The organism is Allokutzneria oryzae (genome assembly GCF_042429765.1).
Lineage (GTDB): Bacteria > Actinomycetota > Actinomycetes > Mycobacteriales > Pseudonocardiaceae > Allokutzneria > Allokutzneria oryzae.
Genome location: NZ_JBHLZU010000032.1, coordinates 142,857 through 162,600, shown reverse-complemented (window position 1 = coordinate 162,600; position 19,744 = coordinate 142,857). Strand labels below are relative to the sequence as shown.

General features: G+C 71.3%; 1 protein-coding gene. It reads right to left on the bottom strand.

Annotation, left to right across the window (positions count from 1 at the left end; genetic code table 11):
• Positions 1-111 precede the first annotated feature (111 nt).
• Positions 112-19,740: a WXG100-like domain-containing protein gene (locus ACFFQA_RS34325; RefSeq protein WP_377861363.1), complete on the bottom strand. Its 19,629-nt coding sequence runs from the start codon at positions 19,738-19,740 to the stop codon at positions 112-114.
• Between the last annotated feature and the right edge of the window lie 4 nt (positions 19,741-19,744).

Genomic DNA, 19,744 nt, shown 5'->3' with positions numbered 1-19,744 from the left:
CGGATCAGACCGCGACAACCGCAAGAAATCGACTTTTCGGTGTCGCACGGCGCGCTTGTCAACCCTTCGGTCGACATTTCTTTCGGTACCCGAACGGGTATCGGTTGACCGCTACCAGTCGATCTCGACGTCGGCGAACGGGGGGCCGTCGGGGGTCTCGGTCCCCCGGGTCACCTCAAGGGGGACGTCCAGGGGACGCACGCCGGGCGGGGTGTGGCGGACGAAACGGGACAGTGCCCCGGCCAGCTCGCCGATCACCATTCCCGCCACGGTCTCCTCGGGCAGCCCCGGCCCGTGACCGGTGACGCGCAAGCGCGGCCAAGCACTGGTGTGCCGGTGCGCCAGTTCGAGGACGACCGCCTCGGCGCGGTTTCTCAGCCCGGTGACGTCGGCCGTCGCGTCCAGGACGATCCGGAGACCACCCGGCCGCGGCGGCGGAGCCGGGCTCGGATCGGTCGGCACCTGTTCCTTGAGGTCCTCGACGGTGATGGCACGGTGTCCCGCCTTGTTCTTCGCCGCCGGCACGAGGTCGACCACGGCGCGACGGTCGGCCATGGACACATGCGTGCTCTCGTGCCTGCCGAAGACGGTGCGCACCAACGGGTCCAGGTGCTCCGCGCGGAAGCCGCCCCCCGGCCCGCCCGTCCGGCTCACCAGGTCGGTGAGCCGACGGAGATCCGCGAGCCTGCGGACGTCCGGAGTGTCGACGCCGTCGACGTGACGGGCGAGCTCGACGAGGTCGTTCAGCCTGTCCGGTGCGGAGTCACCGAAGGGTCGCGGCAACACCGAGCCGAGGCCGATCTCCCGCGCGAGCCGTGCCGCCTCCGCTCCGGTCACCGGCGCGCCGCCCGTGGAGACCAACATCACCAGCTCGGACTCCTCACCCTGCCGCTTCCGGTGGGTGACGGACACGACGACGTCCGCGGCGCCGACGGCGGCACCATCCTGCCGTTCGGCCAGGTGGTGCTCCAGCCGCCGCCGGACGTACGCCGTCACGTCCTGCTCCCGTTCCCGCCTGATCGGCCAGTCCGACGGCGCCGAGGTGATCGTCAGGCGGATTTCGGGCAGGCCGAGGCGATGCGCCCCGCGCCAGGCCGCGATCGTGGCGACGCGGGCGAGCAGGGAGTCCACCTGCTCACGGCCACCGGTGTCCAGCGCCGGCTCGCCCGGGGCCAGGACGACGACGCGCGACCGCGGATAGTGGCTGTTCACCACCATCAGCAGCGGGTTGCTCGTCGACGGCGTGGCCCGCTGGTCACCGAGGCTGGTCGCCTGTTCGAAGAACGTCTCACCGGCGGCCATTCCGGCCATCCGGAACCGCCAGTCGTCACCGCTGTGCGGGTAGACGGCGACGCCGGAAATCTCCCGGTGCCACCGGTCCAGCAACCCTTTCAGGCCGCTGGGATCCTCGTGCCCCTCCGCTCGCGCCCGCATCGCCGCCAGGAGCGCGAACCTCGGGTCCTTCGCGTCGAGCTCGCCCCGGTCGACCGCCTCGCGCAGCATCCGCTCGACGTCGTCGAAACGGTCGCGGTACAGGTCCACGTTCTTGTCCAACGCGTCAAGCAAGACCTTCTTGTTGTCGTGGCGCGTGTTCGCGTTCTCGATCGTCAGGTGGTGCTGCCCGTCCTCGCTCTCCACGACCACCGTCGCGAAGTGGTATCCGTATCCCCGGTGGTCCCGGTACTCGGCGTTGTGCCCGGGTGTGGAGCGCGAGAAGTCGCGGAACGGGGGTGCGCCCGGGCTCGGCTCGGGCTCGACGCTCTGCAGCAGGTATCCCTCACTGATCCGGGGAAAGGCGTACTCGTTGAGCCCGAGCACGGCGGCCTGCTCCGACAGGACGGCGCGGGAGGTCTGCCCATCCGGCAACGCCTGGTTGAGCAGCCTTCCGTACTGGGCGCCGACGCGTGGGGAGCTCTCCTGCCGCCGCCACGCCATGACCTGCTCACGCGCCCATCGCGGGGTGAGGTCGACCAGGCGGCGTTCGTCGGCGGCCACCCGGACCAGGGCTTCGGCGAGGTGGGCGGTTCCGCCCACGACGACGCCCTCACTGGTGTCGATGTCCGCGACCGCCGTCTCCCCGGTCCCGCCTGGTCGAGTGTCGTGCAGCACGGCGTACATGTGGTTGTCCCCCGCCATGTCCGCGGCGAAGTCACGGCAGACGTCCTTCGGGGTCCCGCCGAACTGGGCGGTGACCCGGAACAGCCTGTGCGGCCGCCCCTCGTGCAGGAACTCCACGAAAGTGTTCTCGTCGGTCCGCAGCACCAGCCTGCTGCCCGCGAACCGCAGTTCCCGCCGGGCGTTGTCGATCACCGCCCGGGTCGCGTAGAACTGCCTGGCCCTCCGGAACCCACCGGGCAACGCCAGCGTGCCGTCGGCGGAGACGTCCAAGGGGGGCTTGAGAACGGACCTGATCGGACGGGTCGGCCGGAAGAGCGGGAAGTTCAGGGCCTGTCCGCCGCCGGGTTCCTCACGGACTTCGAGCTGTTCCCGGTACGCGAACGGCGCCCGCTCCAGGATCTCCCCGGCGGGCGAGGTCTCGTCGATCCCACTGCCGTCGGTGAGCTCGTAGTCGATGGTCGTGCGCATCCGCCCGGCGCCTCGCAGCACCGGCGGACGACCGCTCGGCACGGACGACGGTTGTCCGGCCGTGGCCGAGTAGTGCGAGCCGTCGTACAGGAGCGTCACCTCGTGCCCCTGGCCTCCGACCGTCAGCACGGTTCCCCGCGGATCCACCAGCCGCAGCCGCAGACCGAACTCGTCGGCGGCGAGCAACGGCACCAAGTCACCCGCGGCGCTGGCCCACGACCCGGCGCGTCGGATGTCGGCCTCGGCCCTGGCTGGGTCCTCCCCGGTCAGGAACGCCCCGTACTCCGCGATGTTGTCCCGGAACCGGTCTGCGAGCCGGTTGCGCAGATCGAGCACGGACTTCCCGCGGACACTCGCGTGACCTCCAGCGGTGACAAGCAACGCGGAGAAGAAGCAGTCTCCGTCACCGGCGATCGGGATCTCCCGCCGCCCGTGCGTCACCAGCCATCGGTGCTGTGCCTCGGTCGCCTGGAACGCGGCCGGTCGAGCTGGTCGCGCGGCGTACCTTGTGTCCGGGGACAGCGCCACCGTGACGCGGCGGCGGGCTCGGGAGCCGGCACCGTCCAACGCATCCAGCAGACCGCGCCGAGTGGACTCCTGACGGATCTGGTCGATCCGTAGCTCCGCGACGGGAAGCGGAACCCGGTACTTGTCGAAGGCGACGGCCAGCGCGGAACGCAGCTCCTGCTCGACGGCGGCACGGCGCTGCCGGCCCACCTCGTCAGCCCGGTCCTTCCACGGGCTGTTGCCGACACCGCCGGAGATCGTGACGACGGGCGGGGGCTGGTCCTCGGAACGCAGCCACGCCACCAGTTTCGCCACCTGCTCTGCGAACCCGGCCAGCTTTCCCGGCGCTCCGGCCACCTCCGCGAGCCGGTGCACCTCTTCCTCGTACCGGGGGTCCGCGTCGTCTGCCGAGGTGACCGCCGCGAGCGCCGCGCCGAGGTAGTCGGGGTCTGCGAGCAGCCGCGGCTCGAAGGGGCTGGGCCGGTCCTCGTGCGGCCTGGTCAGCTCCGGCATCCGTGGCCAGGCCCGGCGGGACCACGCCACCGTCCCCGGCTCACGGGAACCGACGTCGAACTCGACATAGCGGTTCGGTGCCGGGTTGTGACCGGTCATCACCATCGCGAGGGGCGCGTCGAAGAGGCCGTCGCGACCGAAGACGTCGAAGAAGCTCTCGTTCGGCCCCAGAACCCGGAGACCGACCTCCGAACCCCGGGTCTCCAGCACGAGCTGCGCGCCGTCCGTGGTCTCCGCGATGACCGGGACCAGGTAGTAGTCCGCGTTCGCATTCCCGATTCCCGACACGGGTGCCAGGACGTACGCCTCGCCCACCCTTGCCCGCGCCGCCTCGTTCACGCCCCAGCGCCGCGCGACCTCAACTGTGGCCGGATCGACCAGTGCGGTGCGGTACTCGGCCACGATCTCGTTGTCCTGCTGCGCTTCCCGGGCAGCCAACCCCAGCGCGAGCTCCTGCCGTGTCAGTCCGTCCCGCCCTGCCGTCACCATCCTCCGCGCGAGGGCGTGTGCGCCGTGCACGTGATCACCCAACGCACTGGGCACCATCACTGCCCTGGACCCGTTGGGGCGCAACACCAACGTACTCGGCTGACCACCGAGGACCTGTGCGGCGACATCCCGGGAGCCGGTGGCGTCACCGAGTTCGATGCGCACCACGCGCAGATTCCCGGCCCTGGCCGTCTCCGTCAGGCGGATCTTGCTCCCCACCGACCGCAGCGCCTCCCGGGCCGCGTTGAGGATTTCCGCCGTGGCACGGAAAGTCAGCTCCTCCTCGATCACGAGATCGGCAGGCTGCCCGTACTCCACCGCGAGGTAGGGCGTGTCCGCGTCGGTGCGGACGGGCCCGGTCTCAACGACGTGGTCGGACAACGGGGTCAGCGCATCGGCCTCGATCCGCGCATCGGTGCGGTGTGCCCAGGCGAAGAACTCGTCAGCGCGGAGGAAACGGGGCTCGCTCTCCTTGGGATCGGCGAGCGAGTAGCCGCGGACGCCGTCGACCGTCGTCGCCCTCAGCGCCAGTGCGTGCTTCGTGATCGCGTTCTCGGTCTCCAGTTGCGCCACACCGCTGTAGCGAACCCTGCGCCAGAACTCCAGGCGGGTCTGCGCCCGGTCACGCGTCCAGTCGGTGATGCCGACGAAGCGACGGGAACGCCCGTCGACATCGGCCATGCGCGCATCGAGCGACTCTTGGTACGCGGCGCCGTTGACGGCGGACACCCGGCGGCCCGGTCGATCCACTGCCAGCGGCGTCATCAGCGCGGCGCTCACACCCCACGCGCCCGGCACGGGCTTCTTCGTCAGCACGGGAACCGAGTCCGGACCCGCGGACAAGTCGACCACCGCTGCCAGCTTCTGCATGACGCGGCCCCACTGCCGGGTCAACCGCGCCCACTCCGCCATGGGCGCACCGATCCCGGCGAGCCTGATCGCTTCGGACTCCACCGTGGCGAAGACTCGCTCCGCCTCACGGATGCGTTGCCGGACAAGCTCTCCGATGGTGCGCCCCGGCCGGTCCGCCCGCGAGAGCTGGTCGGCGGTCGCCGCCGCGAGGACGTCGTTCACGTGCTCCACCATGGCGCCTCCGATGTGGAGCAGCCCGGCGATGGTGGGCACCCGTCCGAGCAGCGCGGTGTTCATCGCCGCCGGGTCGCAGGTGTTGAGGAACTGTTGCTCGTCATGGCCGGAGGCCGCGAACAGCGCGTCCACAAGCGACGGACTGGCCACGATCGCTCGGAACACGGGATCGGCGGCGAGCGTCGACCGTGACCGCGGAACGAGATTCGCCAGTGCCAGCACCGCCAGTCGCACCGGCATGGGGGCGTTCGGCCGGTAGTCAAGGTGCTCCAGCACCGATCCAGGTGTGCCGAACGGATCGGCGCCAGCCTCCAGGTGCAACGCGATGTCCGTGAGGACAGCCTCCAGCCGCCGGTGGGAGAACGGCTGGATCACCCGATGACCGCGAGTCGGCACGACCGCGGTGGAGAGCACGGCGTCCCGCACCACGGAACGGATCCTGACCGCACCCCCACTTGGCAGCGCCGCGTCGATTCGCCTCAGCATCCGGCGAACTTCGGGCGCGGCCATCACGTCCGCGCTGTGGTCGACATCGGCAAGACGAACGAGCTCACCGACATGAGCTGAGACGTCGACTCCCTGCCGCAGATTCGGCAACTCCGCCAACAGGGCCGCGTACTGAGTGGCCTGGGGACCGCCGCCGTTCAGCGGGCCCGAACCCATGAACCGTGTTCCGTCCGGCTCCGCTCCGAACAACACGACCGGCGTTCCCGTTGTCGGCCCGAAAGACCCGGGCACGCCGGTCCCGGGGACGAAGCTGATCAGCAGACCGAACTCCTCCGCCGCCACCCTGCTCAGCAATGGTGCGAGGTCTGACCGGTCGTCGCCCGGGTCGAGCAGCCGAGCCGCCAGCGCGAAGCCGTTCTCAGCACCGGGAACCGGGGCGCCCACAACGGCAGCGGAGGCCAGCCGCCGAGCCACCCGCTCCCGGAGCCCGTCGGCCCCCAGCCCGGCAAGATCGGGCCGCTGCCCGGAAACGGACTCGTGCAGAGCACCGAAGAAGTCTCCAGCACCCGTGAGACGCAGACCGGCGGAGATCAGCGCGCGTGTCTGCTGCACGGACAGTCCGGAGGGTCCCGCTTCGCTCGGCACGGCCTGTCGCGCGCCACCGCGAAGCCCCGTCTCGATCGTGCCGGGTTCCCTCGGCGGAGGAACGAACTCACGCGGTTGCTCGCCCCTGCGCTCGGCCTGGAGCACCTCGTACGCGCGGCGCATCACCAGTTCGTGGTGGTAGGCATCGCCACCGTCGAGGTTCAGACGCGACCGGACGTGGACGTCGACCTCCCCGGCGGCGGCACGCATCCGCTCTTCCCACTCGGACTCCGGCAGCTTGCCCAGCACCTTCTCGATGCGCGCGAGAGGAACACCGGTCGCGAGAAGGTAGTCCGCGAACCGCTTGGTGTCAGCCCATGTGGTCGCAGCCCGCCGGGCGGCTCGCTCAGCTTCCGCAAGCCGTCCCCTGGCATCGTGGTTGCCGGGCCCGGTCTCCAGGATCTCCCGCACCAGTTCCTCGGCGGTCAGGTGTGCGGTCCCGGCGAACAGCTCGTCCATCCTGCGGCGGTTGACCGCGTCCGCGTCCTGAACCGCGCGCCGGGCCAACCGGGCGGCCGTCTCCGCCTCCTGCCACAGTTGCGCGGCCTCGGTGACGGCGCGGTGAGCGTCGAGCACGAGTTCTCCGACGTCCACCTGCCGCACGGCGTCCTCCTCGGACATGCGCAGCCGCGTCGCCGCCGGAATGGTGAGGTCGGAGACGACATGACGCGGCGCACGCCACTGGGGGCCGGTGCCGAGCACGAGATCGGCGACCTTGACGACGACTTTGACGTCGAGGTCGTACTCGACGAGTCCGGTTCGCCCCTGGGGTTTCGCGTTCCTGTCGGCCTGTGCCGAGCCTCCGGTCGCGACCCCGCGTGCGTGCTGCGCCCGCCCGGTGTGGCCCATGTCCTGGAGACCACCGCCCAGCGCGGGCTGGCCGCTCTCGGTGGCCGTCGCGCCGATGCCCGGCCCGACGGACGGGTTGACCATGACGAACGGAGCCCGTCTGATGTCGCTCTGGTGCGAGGAGCTCCGCTGCCGCGGACGATCCATGCCGATGTCCCCGCTGAGCCCGACCATCCGGGGCTCACGAGCGCGCATGTGGACGGTGACGGTCGCGATCTGGCCGTCGCCCCGAAGTACGGGGAGTTCCAGTCCACGGCTGAGCATCTCCGGCAGAGCCGGTCGCACCAGCTCCGCGGACAGTGCCGCGTCGAGGACCGCCTGAGCGGAGGTTTCCGGCCCCAGCAGGACGTTTCCAGCTCTGGCCTCGCGAAGCGCCGCGTTCACCGCCTCCCGGATCAGGCTGACTCCAGCAAGGGTCTCCGGTACGGCGCGATCGGGAACCACTACGCCGTCGGCACGCCACTCATCCACCGCAGCGCGGATCCGGGCTCCCCGGCCCTGTCCGGCCCATCGGGCGACGACGGGCTCAGTGCGCTGGTCATTCCTGTTCCGCGCCCTGGTGGTGAGATCGTCGGCAGGGAGCCGGAACACCACCTCCTGTCCGTCGAGCGACGCCTCCGCGATGGTTCGGCCGCCCCGTTCGAGGGTGAGCGTGAAATCCGCGACCACGGCATGACGCACAACGGGACCACTGGTGTAGCTGACCATCGAACTCTGATCGGTGGCGGTCGTTGCAGTCCCGTGCAGTCGCTGTTCTCCGGCTCGCACGGCTGTGGTCGCCCCGCTCTGCCCTGCACGGTGCTGAGCCGGATCATGGTGTGCGCCGCGGGCTCCCGCACGCACACCGGCGTCCCACAACGGACCGTGCGCCCGCGCGGTGGAGCGCTGAACGGAGAATGCCTGGTAGTTCCCGATTCCCGTGCCGTCGGCCGTTGCACCCAGCGACCGATGCTCCCGCACGTTCGCGCGGAGCACGGCGCGTTGGGTTTCGCTCCCGAACAGTCGGGGCCGATGCACCGTGATGGCCGCGCCGCCGTTCAGGGCGCTGTCCAGCAACGCCACAGCGCCACTGCGGGAGGTGAGGGCGTTCAGCCGCTGGAAGGTGCCCATCAGGTCGTCGAGCGCACGCGTCTCGACATGGGGAGCGACGCCGGCTACCAGCCGGGTCAGGTCGGGGAACACCTCTACGGTTCCCAGACCGATCGAAGCACCCGCCGGGTGGGACAGGGGCGCGGGCACGACCAGGTCCGGCAGCGGCATCGGCGGACCTGGTTCGGCGGGTGGCAGCAGGCCGAGATCCCTCGCCTGGTCTTCGGAAACCCTGAAGTACGCGCCGAGCGAGTCCACCGTCGCACCGGCCACGTGGTGGCCGAACCTCAGGCCCAATGCCTCCCGGCGGCTCTCCGCGACCATGGTGACCGCAGCCGGGACACGGATCAGCACGGTCCTGCCGGACGGCGGCGTGGTCAGGGTCCGTTCGACAGTGCCGCTGATCTCCGTGCCCCGGCTCGTGGCCCACCTGCGCCCGACCACCACGGACGCGCCGAACACGCCAGAGAGTCCGCCACTCGTGGCGGTGCCACTGGGCCCGAGGCCGCCAGCCAGCTCGGTCGCCGCGCTCACACCATCACCCGCGCGCTGCGTCGCTTGGCGGGAGTTGTCCAATGACACATCATCCGCTGTGGACACCAGTTCGGCGTCGGCAAGGCGAAGTCGCGCGACCACACCGAGCGCCGCGACGCGATCGGCGGCCCGTCGCGGATGAGCGAGGCGCGTGATGACATCGCCGTGAGCCACCATCCGCTCGAACCGCGCGGCGATCATGTCCGGATTGATGGCCCCATCAAGCTGTTCCCGTGCCGGAGACCCTTCCAGCACCAGGGCTCGATCCCCTCCCGCTGCCTGGGAGACAAGGTCGACCGCGGCCCGGTGCATCACGTCCGTTCCTTCGAGACCGGCGAAGTACAACCAGTCGAACTGCCGCGAAGCGTTCTCCCGCCTGTGGTTGGCGAGCAGCTCGTCGATACGCGACGGCGCGGCAAGGGGCAGTGCAACGGGTACCTCGGCACGCGGTCGTGGCTCCGCCGCTGTCGTCTCGCTCGCCGGAACCAGCAGCCTCATGTGCGCCCCGGGTGGTCCTTCGACCGGAATCCGTCGCACTGCGGGAACATGCTCGCCGGGGCGACCCAGGACGAGTGAGCTCAGTTCGGTCCGGAGCGTGCGGTGGTACCGGATCTCCGCATGCAACTCCAGTGGGACCTCGAAGGCATGCGCATCCGTGCTTCCGGAATGCGAGGTTGTCCGTGTGACACCAGGACCTGCCGTGGCCTCGGTGCCGCGGGCATACGCGACGCGGCCGGAGAACGCCGCGCCTCCGGCCGGTCGCACCCCGGCATCGACGGTGATCCCGATGCCTCGTTCTCTGCCACGCACACCGTGGAGCCGCTGGCTGTCCGACAGCTGGCCCCGCACAGCCGTGTCGGCCCGCAGCCCCAGGTGCTCCGGTGTGCCGGAGATCCGCGCCCGCAGCAGGATCTCGTAGACGTGCTCGTGCCTACCGCTGATCGTCGACAGCATGGCGGAAACACCGGTCGAGGTCAGCGTGTCCGTCAGCGCGTGCAGGTTCTCCGGCGAGAATACCGTGGTGAAGACGCGGTGATTCGCCGCGGCTCCCTCGATGTCCGCCGCGCTCCAGGATCGTGCTTCCGCACCGAACCTGGGGAACAACCGGTTCGCGCCCGGCAGAGCAACGAGTTCTTCCCGCACTCGATCCAGCGTCTCGGTCAACCCTGCGATTCGGAGAACCCGCGCGTGCCCGATCGTGTTGCCGTGATGCAGGTACGATGGCGGAAACCTTCTCTCTCCCGCAACGGGTTGCCGCGCGGTAGCCATCCGGAAGTGCGTCGTGCCGTTCACGGTGATCGGCTCGCCACCGTGGGGACGAAGGGTCACGAACAGCGGCGCCTCGTACAGCTCTGTGCCGTCCACCTGCACACCCCGGCGGCGAGTAGCCGCACCCCCGACCGCGGTCTGGCCGGTGCCCGCCATCGAGTAGCTCAACCCGAGCGTCGCGCCGACGTTCGGCAGCACGACCCCGCCCGCCGACAAGCCGACGTCGAAGCCACTCCGGACGGTTCCGACGTGCTCGGACTGCCTTGTCGACTGCTCCTGCGACCGCATCTGTCCACTGTGAACAGATCCGAGCAGTGCCGGTGCGCCAAGGCTCGCGGTCAGCTCGACGACACCCCGGGTACGCCCAGAGCCGTCAACGAGACCGGCTGAGGCCACCGACCCCCGCAGCATCGCACCGAGGTGGGCGCGAAGGAACTCAGGGCTGATCACCCGAAGCAGCTCCGCCCGCCCCGGTGTCCCGATACCGGTCACTCCGACGGGCATGGCCGCCAGGACTCGCTCCGCCGCGCCCGGCAGCTGAACTGTTTCGGGAACGAACTCGGCCGCCACCTCAGGCTGGTGCGGCTCCACCGGCTCCGAGGTCGTGGCAAGGGCCGTGAACTCTTGTGGAACCAGCAGATCCACCGTGCCGGACGTGGTTCGGGAACCGAGTTCCTGTCCGGTGCGGTTCACGGTCGAGACCGTGAACGCGACCGGAACCCGCACCCTCCGCGAAGGGTCATCGCTGACAACGTCTCGGCTGTCCTGCACCGAGATGCCCTGGGTGATCCGGGAGAATGCCCTGCCGGTCGGCACCGTGACCCGTCCGGTCACCGTCACACCCCCGGCGAGCGCGCCCACCGCGGCCGTGACCGAGCCGACGGTCGCGGGACCGGTGGTCCTCGTGGTGTTCCGGTTCGACTGGATCGCCGCCTCCACCGGATGAGGCGGCGTGTCGGTGGTGATCTCCCTTGCTCCGGCGGTATCCAGGGTCGCGCGCAGATTCAGCTCGTACCACTGACCGGCGACGCGCGCCGCCAGCGCCCGCCCGTCACCGAGCAGGCTGCCGAACTCCTCGCGCACAACGCGTTCAACCTCGGCGAGATCTCCGGCGGCCATGGCCGGGAACTGCTGTTCGACGACACCGCGCACGGTTTCCGCACCGGCAACCCGTTCCACCGCAACGGAACCCAGCCCGGCGTTCGAGCGCAGGAACGGGGGCAGCGTCACCACAGGAGCCGCGTGCTGGGCCGAGGTCCCCACGTCCGGGTCGTGGACGCTCTCGGGCCTGCCCGCGCCGGACGGTGCCTCGTGGACGGGCACACCACGGGCTTGCCCCATCCTCTTGGCGAGCTCCAGCGCCGCTTCGTCTCCCTCGTCCACCAGTCGCCGGGCCACCAGCCGCACAGCCGCCTGCGCCTCCGGATCGACGCCGTCCACCCGCAGCCGATAGTGGTTGTAGGTGTGCACGAGCCCGGAAGCCGCGGTGATCGCCTCTGTCCACCGCTCAGGCGAGACGCCCTCGGGCGCGGTGTCCCCCGCGTCGGGCTCGATCTCGATCAGCCGGATCTCGTTGGCCTCGTGATCGCCCTCCTCGACGAGGAAGCGACTGTTGGGCGGTAGGACGATCACGGCGTCGTCGGCACCGATCAGCGGCGCGGTGTCGCGCCCGGTCGTCGATGTGATCCGCAGCGTGTGGGCGGTGCTGTCCGCGGGGGGCGCGGTCGTCGTCGCCACCGTGAACCCGGGCTCGGTGATCTGCATGCCCGGCACGTACCGCGCCGACTCGGCCTCGGTCAGCCCCACCTGCCGGTAGACCTCCCCCCGGTGGACCGGCAGATGCGCCAGGGCCGCGGTGGCCGTGACGACCACGGGGCGCAGGGCCCGATGGTCACCGGAACGCATCGCCAGGTCCACGTCGAGACGACGCCGGATGAGGTACCAGGTCAAGCCCATCAGATCGCGGATGTCGGCGGTGTCCTCGATGGCACTGTGGGCGGAGGCGCGCAACGTCCTCTTCATAGCCATCGACGTCACCCAGTACGGCTCGCCCACCAGGTCTTCGAGCGCGGCCCGCTCCTCCTCGCTGCTCCGCCTGCCGGACAGCACGGGCTCCAGGACGGCATCCGGGGCGGGCACGGCCGACGGCGTCTCCTCGGCCTGCCGGAGGGTGATCACCAGCCTCCCGTCGGACTCCTCGGCCGACAGCACGTCGAACTCGGTCCCCGGCGGCAGCAGGACTTCACGTTCCTCGGTGAACCTCGACACCGACGCGATGTAGGCGCCGTTGCGGACGAACACGCGCTGTACCACTCGCCGCGCGTCCGCGGACACGCCGTCACCGTCCACAGTGGCGCGGGCGAAGGAGCGGTCCGTGACGCGTGTCCCCGGTTGGAACCTGCTCCGCACCTGGTCGGGTTCGTCTCGCAGCGTCCTGGTCGCCCAACCCGTGTAGCGCAACGGGAACCGGGTCACGGCCGAGGTCAGCACGGCGATCAGAGCTCGGGCGTGCGGTGCCTCGTCCTCTCCGCGCAGGAAGTTGTCGATGGCGTGGTAGAGCGTGTGGGTGTAGCCGTGGATCGCAGCCAGCTCCTCGGGGTGGAGCCGGCTCAGGCCCGGGTCCACCCGCGCGATCTCCCCGGCACTGCCCAGGTAGTCCGCCAGGATCTCGAACGATCGGAAGTCCTCCAGGTCCGCCTCGGTGGCGACGGGAGCCTCGGCGCGGGCCGCGTGCTGTGCCGAGGTCCCCGCGCCAGGATCGGAGTCGGGCTCCGGCCTGCCCGCTCCGGAGGGCGCCAGGTGGATGGGCACACCACGGGCCCTGCCCAGCAACCTGGCGAGCCGTTCCGCCGCCCCCGGGCCGTCGTCGAGCAACCGCTGCGCCACCGCGCGGACGGCCGCCTGCGCCTCCGGGTCCGGACCGTCCAACCGCAGTGGGTAGTGGTTGTAGGTGTGCACCAGACCGGATGCGCCGATCAGCACGGCCTCCGGGATGGGGCCGGACTCCTGGGCGCCGCTTCCCCTGCTGTGCAGGTAGAGCTCTCCCAGGGAGACGCCCGTGAGTCCCCTGCCGTTGGCGGTGTCCCGGCGTCGGAGCGTTCCCGGCCGCCGGATCGCGGTGATGTGCGCCCGATCCAGGGTGTGCCGCGGCAGCCACAGCCGTCCGGCCGCGTCCTCGGGGGTCATCTCCGCCAGTTCGGGCGGCAACGCAACGCCCTCGGCACGGTGGCGCTCGATCGTCGCGGTCAGCTCGATCGCCCCACCGGCGTCGACGCGGACCTCGACCAGCCGTCCCGCCTCCGGAACCAACCGCGGCCGGCTCAGGCTCACCTCGACGTGGCCCGGGCGGTGGTAGCGGTCCTGGTGCGCGTCGGGGGCGAAGAAGTACTCGGCGAAGTCCCTGGGCAGCTCGGCGATCGGCCGGTGCCACACCACGTACCCGGTGCGTTCGGCCCGGGTGTACACCGGCCTGCTCGGCAGCGCCGGATCATCCGCAGTGGACATCCACACCGGTCGCTGCCGTTCGCCCAGCCACCACCGGTGCTCGCGGTTCTGGAAGTCCAGCAGCCGCAAAGCCTCCTGCGGCAGCACCACGGTCACGTCCCCGTCCGCGTCGTGCCGGTGGTCGGTCACCGTGCGCACCCGCATGGCCAGTGCCGGGTCCTCGGCGATGAACCGCAGCACGGCCGTCCACACCCGAGCGGGGTCGGGCTGGCGGGACACGACCGGCTCCACGAGGGTGAGGTGCAGGTCTCCCTGCCGGTTGCTCAGCTCGCGAACGAGGGTGGCCACGACCCGCCTGACCACGTCGAGGGACTCCGCGCGGTCCGGTGCGACGGGCTCCGGGCTCGCATCGTCGGCCTGCGGTTCCGGTTCGGCGTCCAGCCAGCTGTTGGCGTTGCCGACCTGGATGCCTCGGACCGCCGGCATCTGGTGAGCGCCGTCCGAGCGCAGGCCCAGGTCGACGGCCACATCGCGGAACACGTACGGACCCGTGCGGTGCATGACCGAGTTCCGGTACGCCCGCCGGGCAAGACCGTGTTCGGTCCAGGTCGCGCGCTCACCGGACTCCAGTACGTCGAGGCCGACTTGATGCTGCTGTCTCAGGTACAGCTCCCGCTGGCCCATGCCGTAGCGCTCGGCGACGCGCCCCAGGTAGATGTCCAGGAACGGGTGCCGGGCGAACGCGACGATCGCGGAGTTGCCCACACCCCAGCCGCCCACTCGGTGCACCGCGAAGCCGTGGCCCGTTTCCGGGTCATCGGACGGTTCGGCGATCTGCCGCACGCTGGCGGGAAGACTGCCCCTGGCGTCGGTGGGCCACATCCGGTTGTCGCCGTCGCTGTAGACACCGCCGAAGCGACGCAGGATCTCCAGGCGCAGGATGTCGCTCGCCGCCGCGTAACCGGGCCCGACCTGCTTGGCGAGCTCCACGCGATAGGGCTCGTTGAGTGTCATCGGCGCGGCGGCCGAGAACACCTCGTCCACGTTGACCAGGAGCACTCCGGTGTTCTCGGCCCACTCCACCATGTCCCTGACGTCACGCAGCTGAGCGGACGCCGTCTCTCCGGCGGCGCGGGCCTGTTCGACCCTCTCGCGCGGCACGTCGGTCCACAGCACGACATCACCCCACTCCCCGTGCTCGCGCACGGCGTCAGTGAGGTTGCGGCGGAAGACCGCGCCGCTGCCGGTGGCTCGCAGTGGCCCGCCGAGCCAGATCGAGTGCACCTGGTGCGGGATCTCGGTGCGCTCGGGCAGCGGGGGCAGGTCCACCGGGGTCCCCCGGTCCGGTTCCAGCCACACTCCCCACCGCCGCTGCTCGGCGGTGGGACGGAGCCCGACGGTGACGCGCTCCGGATCACGTGCCAAGCCCGCCGCGGAGAGCCGCCCCCGCGGCCGGGAACGGGTCAGGCCGATGGCCTCGAAGAACGCCGGCAACTGGTCCGCATGAACTGCCCGGAAGTCGAAGCCCTCCAGGAACTCCGGTGGTGGTGGCGCCTGACGCAGGCCGAACGGGTCAGGTCCCAGCAGCTCCTCCCCGGCGGGAACTCCTTCGGCCACCGAGGCCCTGAGCTCGGCGAGGAGATCGTCGGGAGCCTCGGTCCCGGTGTCCACTTCGGACTGGACCGCGGTGTTCTGCACACCCCCGGGCAGCCGCGGGCGTTCCCGCAGCGAGTCGGCGAACCACCGGCGGTGCGCCTCGGTCAGGCGGTTCGGGTCGTTGCCCCAGGCACGCAGGTCCGCCTCTGCCCGTCCGAGCTCGTTCCGCGCGGCCCGCACGGCGTCCTCGACCCCGGCCAGGGTCGCCGGTTCGGCGTCGCGGGAGCTTCCCGCCCCGCCCGCAGCGACGCGCGCCAGGGCCTCATCGCGGGAGACCACGACCCGGGCGAGGTCCTGACGGGCACGGGTGAGGTTCGCCCATGCGTCGCTCCTGGTCGCCGGGAACACCTCGGGATGCCTGATCAGCGCCGTGTCGGGCTCGGTGCGGCCACCGGCGTCGGCGTCCAGGATCGCCTGCCACTCGGCCGCGTCCCTGCGCCACAAGCGTTCCGTCCCGCCTCGTGCGGGCTCGTCCGGCAGGATTGTCGCCGCCGCCGGCTCCGGCCGGGCATTCCGCTCGCTGGGGACGCCGAAGGCGTCGCCGGTCTCCTTCTCCCGCTCCGCCCACTTCTCCGCGTTCTGCCGGCGCCACAGTTCGTGCAGTCTGGAGGTCAGCTCCCTCCGGTAGTCGGCACCGAACCGGTCGAGCACGTCCGCCTGCACCGCGTGCGGCCCGGCGATGGCGGCGAAGTCCTCGGCGCCTCGCCGCAGCGCGCCGTCCGCGCGGAGCTCGAACTCCAGGTCGTCCTCGACCCGTCGGCCGAGATCCGCCCGCATCCGCTCGATCGCCTCGTCCAGCAACCGGTCCCGCGGATCGGTACCCGGCCGCCCCCGCCGGGCGATCTCGACCCGGGCGACGACGTCGTCGATCACGCCGCGGCCGAAGCGGTTGAACGCGGCGGGAACGACGTCCACCGGATCCGCTCCGGCCCCGATTCTGGGCCTGCTCTGGTGGAGCAGTTCGCGGTAGCGGTCGAGGAACGCCCGCCTGACCCGCTCCTCGGCCCGCTGCCGCCACTGCGCCGCGGCCACGTCACCGATCAGCCCGAACGCCGCACGACTCTGGAGCTCTGCCGCCAGCCGAGCGAGGACGTCCAGCTCGTGCTGCGAGACATCCGCCAGCGCCGTGCCGTTCTGCCACTCCCGGATCGCGTCGGCAACCTCTCCCAGCCGCGCGGTGACGATGTTCCTCGCCCCCGCCAAGGGCACCTGGTCGTCATCGAGGACGTCGAGCATGACCTCGCGGAGCTCGGCGGCAACGGATTCGAGCGTGCTCTCGACGGCCACGCGTGCGGGCACTTCGGGCGCGAACTCGGCGAATCGCTGTTCCGCCGCGTCCAGCAGTGCTTGACGTCGTTCCGATGCCAGTGGCTGAACGCCACTGCGGTGAACCTCGTCGCGCACCGGAGTCACGACGGCGTCGACGAAGGCGTCCCGCACGCGCTCGACCGCCGCCGGACGGTGGTCGTCCCGGTGCTCTCGCAGGAGCGGATCGACACGACCGAGGAGCCCGTCGAGCTCACCGCCGAGCTGCACCCAGTCGGGCAGGCCGCGCAGCAACCTGTCGAACTCGGCCGCGGCGGTCATATCCGACAGGCCGTTCTCGGTGGCCTGGAGTTCGGAGACCCGATGCCGGACCGACGCGTCGACGGCGGACCGCACCGCGTGCTCCGCCGTCGCGGACAGCGGGCCGTGAGCCTCCAGCTCGCCTGCGAGCGCGGCCCGGGCGGCACGGAGCGCACGATCGAGCTGGACCACGTCCTGTGTCCGTGCGGTGAAGTCCGCCGCGAGATCGGCCCGGTGCTCTTCCCATGTGGCAAGCAGTTCCGGCACCGGCGGCAGCGCGGGCGGAGGTGGCTGTTCACCGACCGGTCCCGGCACGTCCACGTCGACCGGTCTGTCGGGGACCGGGCCGGTTTCCACATCGCCGTCCACCCACGCAGGTCGCCACGTGCCGATGTCCGGTCCGGTCGGCGTGGTGCCCGGAAGGGCAGCCGTCGCGGACTCCACCGCGGGCGATGGGCTCGTGTCCGGCCGCAGGGGCGTGGCGGGTTTGCCGGCCCCCGCCGGGGTGTCCGGAGCCGGGGTGTCGATCGGATCCGATCGCTTGTTCGCGGGGACAGTGGCGTCCGGCCGGTCCGGGGCGGGGTGCTCGCGCTGAGGCCCGGCCTCGTCGATCACCGCGGGTTCGCGGACGGGGGCGGGCGGCATCTCCACCATGGTGTGGCTTCCGCCGCGCGATGTGGTCGCCGTACCGGGGCCGTCCCCGCCCGGGTTGTTGGGCGCCAGGTCGCCGTGGGGCTGGTCCCGGTCGGTGCCGAGGATCTCGTCCACGGTGACCACCCGCGGTTGCCTGCGCGGCGGGCGAGCTGGGCTTTCGGGCGATTCCCCGGAGTTCTTCGCCCGCTCTCGTTGATCCGCGATCTGGCCCGGCCGGTCCATCTCCCGCAGCGACTCGCTGTTCTTCCTCACCGCGGCGGCGGTCTCGGCGTCGCTGTGCCCCTGCCGAGCGGTCTCCGCCTCCCTGTGCCGCCTGGCCTGGTCGGCGATCTGGCCCGGCCGGTCCATCTCCCGCAGCGCGGCGCTGTTGTCCCGCACCGCCTCCGCTGTTCTGCGGTCTGCTTCCTTGCGTGCCGCCGCTTCGGCCTCGGCCTGCTTGGCCAGCTCGGTCTGACGTTCACGGAACGCCCTCACCCGCTCCGCGTCGGCGGCCACTCGCTTCGGGTCGACCTCGGGCGTGGACTCGGTGGCCCTGCGTTCGGCGTCCACCCGTGCGGCGGTCTCGGCCTGCTTCGCCCGCTCCGCCTGACGCTCCAGGAACGCCTTCACCCGCTCGGGATCGCTCGCCGTGCGCACCGGACCCGACTCGGACGGGGTCTCGGTCCGCGGCAGGGCCTTGGCCCGTTCTTCCTGCCGCTGCTGGCGCGCCGCGTCCAGCTCCGCCCGCGTCTCCGGTGAGTCGGGGTGCACACGTGGGGATTCCGTGCCCCCACCCAGCTGCCTTCCCTTGCCGGCGAACGGCTCGTGCTGAGTAGCCGTGCTCGCGGACGCGGTGTCGGTGCTCGCCCGGATCTGGTCCACCGTGGCCGTCCGCTGCGCCAGCGGCACATCTCGCGTCGGCGGTGGCGGCGGCGGTGGCTCCTCTCCCCGCTGCGCGGCCCGCTCCATCGCCTGCTTGTGCAAGCTGGCCATCGTCTCCGGGCCGCCCTGCACCGCTGGTGAAACCCCGTCCCTGCCCAGGGGGATCCCCTTGCCAGGAAAGGCATCCTTGACCGCGGGCGTGGCCTCGGAACGGGGTGCCGCGGTCGCCGCCGGGGACTCCGTGGCGCGGGACGAACCAGGTTCGACGGTGGGCCGCACCTGCTGTGAGGTGACAACCGGGCGCTCCGCTGCCTGCGCAGGCGTGGAGTCGCCGACCGGGGAACGGGAGGAGGACTTCGCCTGCTCCGACGACACCGACGGCAGCCGCTGGTCCGAAGTGGACACCACTGTCGGCTCGGTCGCCCGGGAACCGGTGGGCGAGTTGGTTTCCGTCGCGGGCCGGCCGACACCCACACTCTTGTCCATTGTGGAGGGACTTGCTCCGGCGAGGTCTTTCGTCCCTGTGGTGGCGGGGCTTTCGAGTGCCGGCAAGCCCTTCTTCGCCGACGGGGAGGCCGCCTCGGCGACCGGGGTCCTCAGGCCTCCCTCCGCGCCCGCGCCGGGACCGTGCAGCAAGGACTTCAGACCGCTGGTGAGGGCATTGGGCAGCCGCCCCCGCGCGGCGGCGATGCCCCCGATCGCCCCGGAGGTCACCGCGCGCCAGTCGAACTCACCGTCGTTGAGCGGCATCATCACCGCGGCGGTCGCGGCCCCAGCGGCACCGGCCTCGATCACCGTCTTGCCGACCTTGGCCGCACCTCGCAGCGCCCGGTTGGCGATCGTGCTGATCGGCTTGGCAACGGCCATGTTCCCCGCCACCGAGAACACCCCGCCGAAGGCACCCGATATCGCGCCGAAGGCGGCCGCGTGCCCCGTCTTCGTCGCGTCCCACTCGCCCGCGTGCCGATTTCCCTCGATGAACTGGCTGGTCTGGATGACCCCGTCGAAGGCGACGCCGACCAGCGCGCCGCGCAACGCACCCAGGAGCGCACCGCGAGCCAGTGCTCGCCAGGTCGCGCCCCGCAGCAGCGCCTGGAACAACTGCCGCAGCACCATCCGCACCGAGATCTGCGCCGCCGTGGTCAGCGCCGGCACCAGCACCGCGCCGAACAACGACGCCAACGCCAGCGCGACCTCCACCGCCAGCCACACCAGCGTCAGGACGATCATCTTCTTGGCGTAGTCGACGTTCAACCCGGTCTGCCGGGCGTGGTTGCCCAGACTGTGCGCGGCCCCGGCCAACTCGGGCACCGCCTTGCGCAACTTCTCCGCATGCCCGCGGAAAGCATCCGCGGCCGCGCCCTCCACCGCCGACAACGCCAGCGCGAACGGACCATCCATCCGCCCGGCCAAAGCCTTCAACTCAACCGAGGCCTGCTCCCACGCCCGCCCCAGCGCGAACAACTCGTCCTCGTCTGCCTCCGGCCACTCCTGACCGACGACGATCTCGAAGAAGCGGTTCGCGCTGGGAGGTACCTGTCCCACAGCC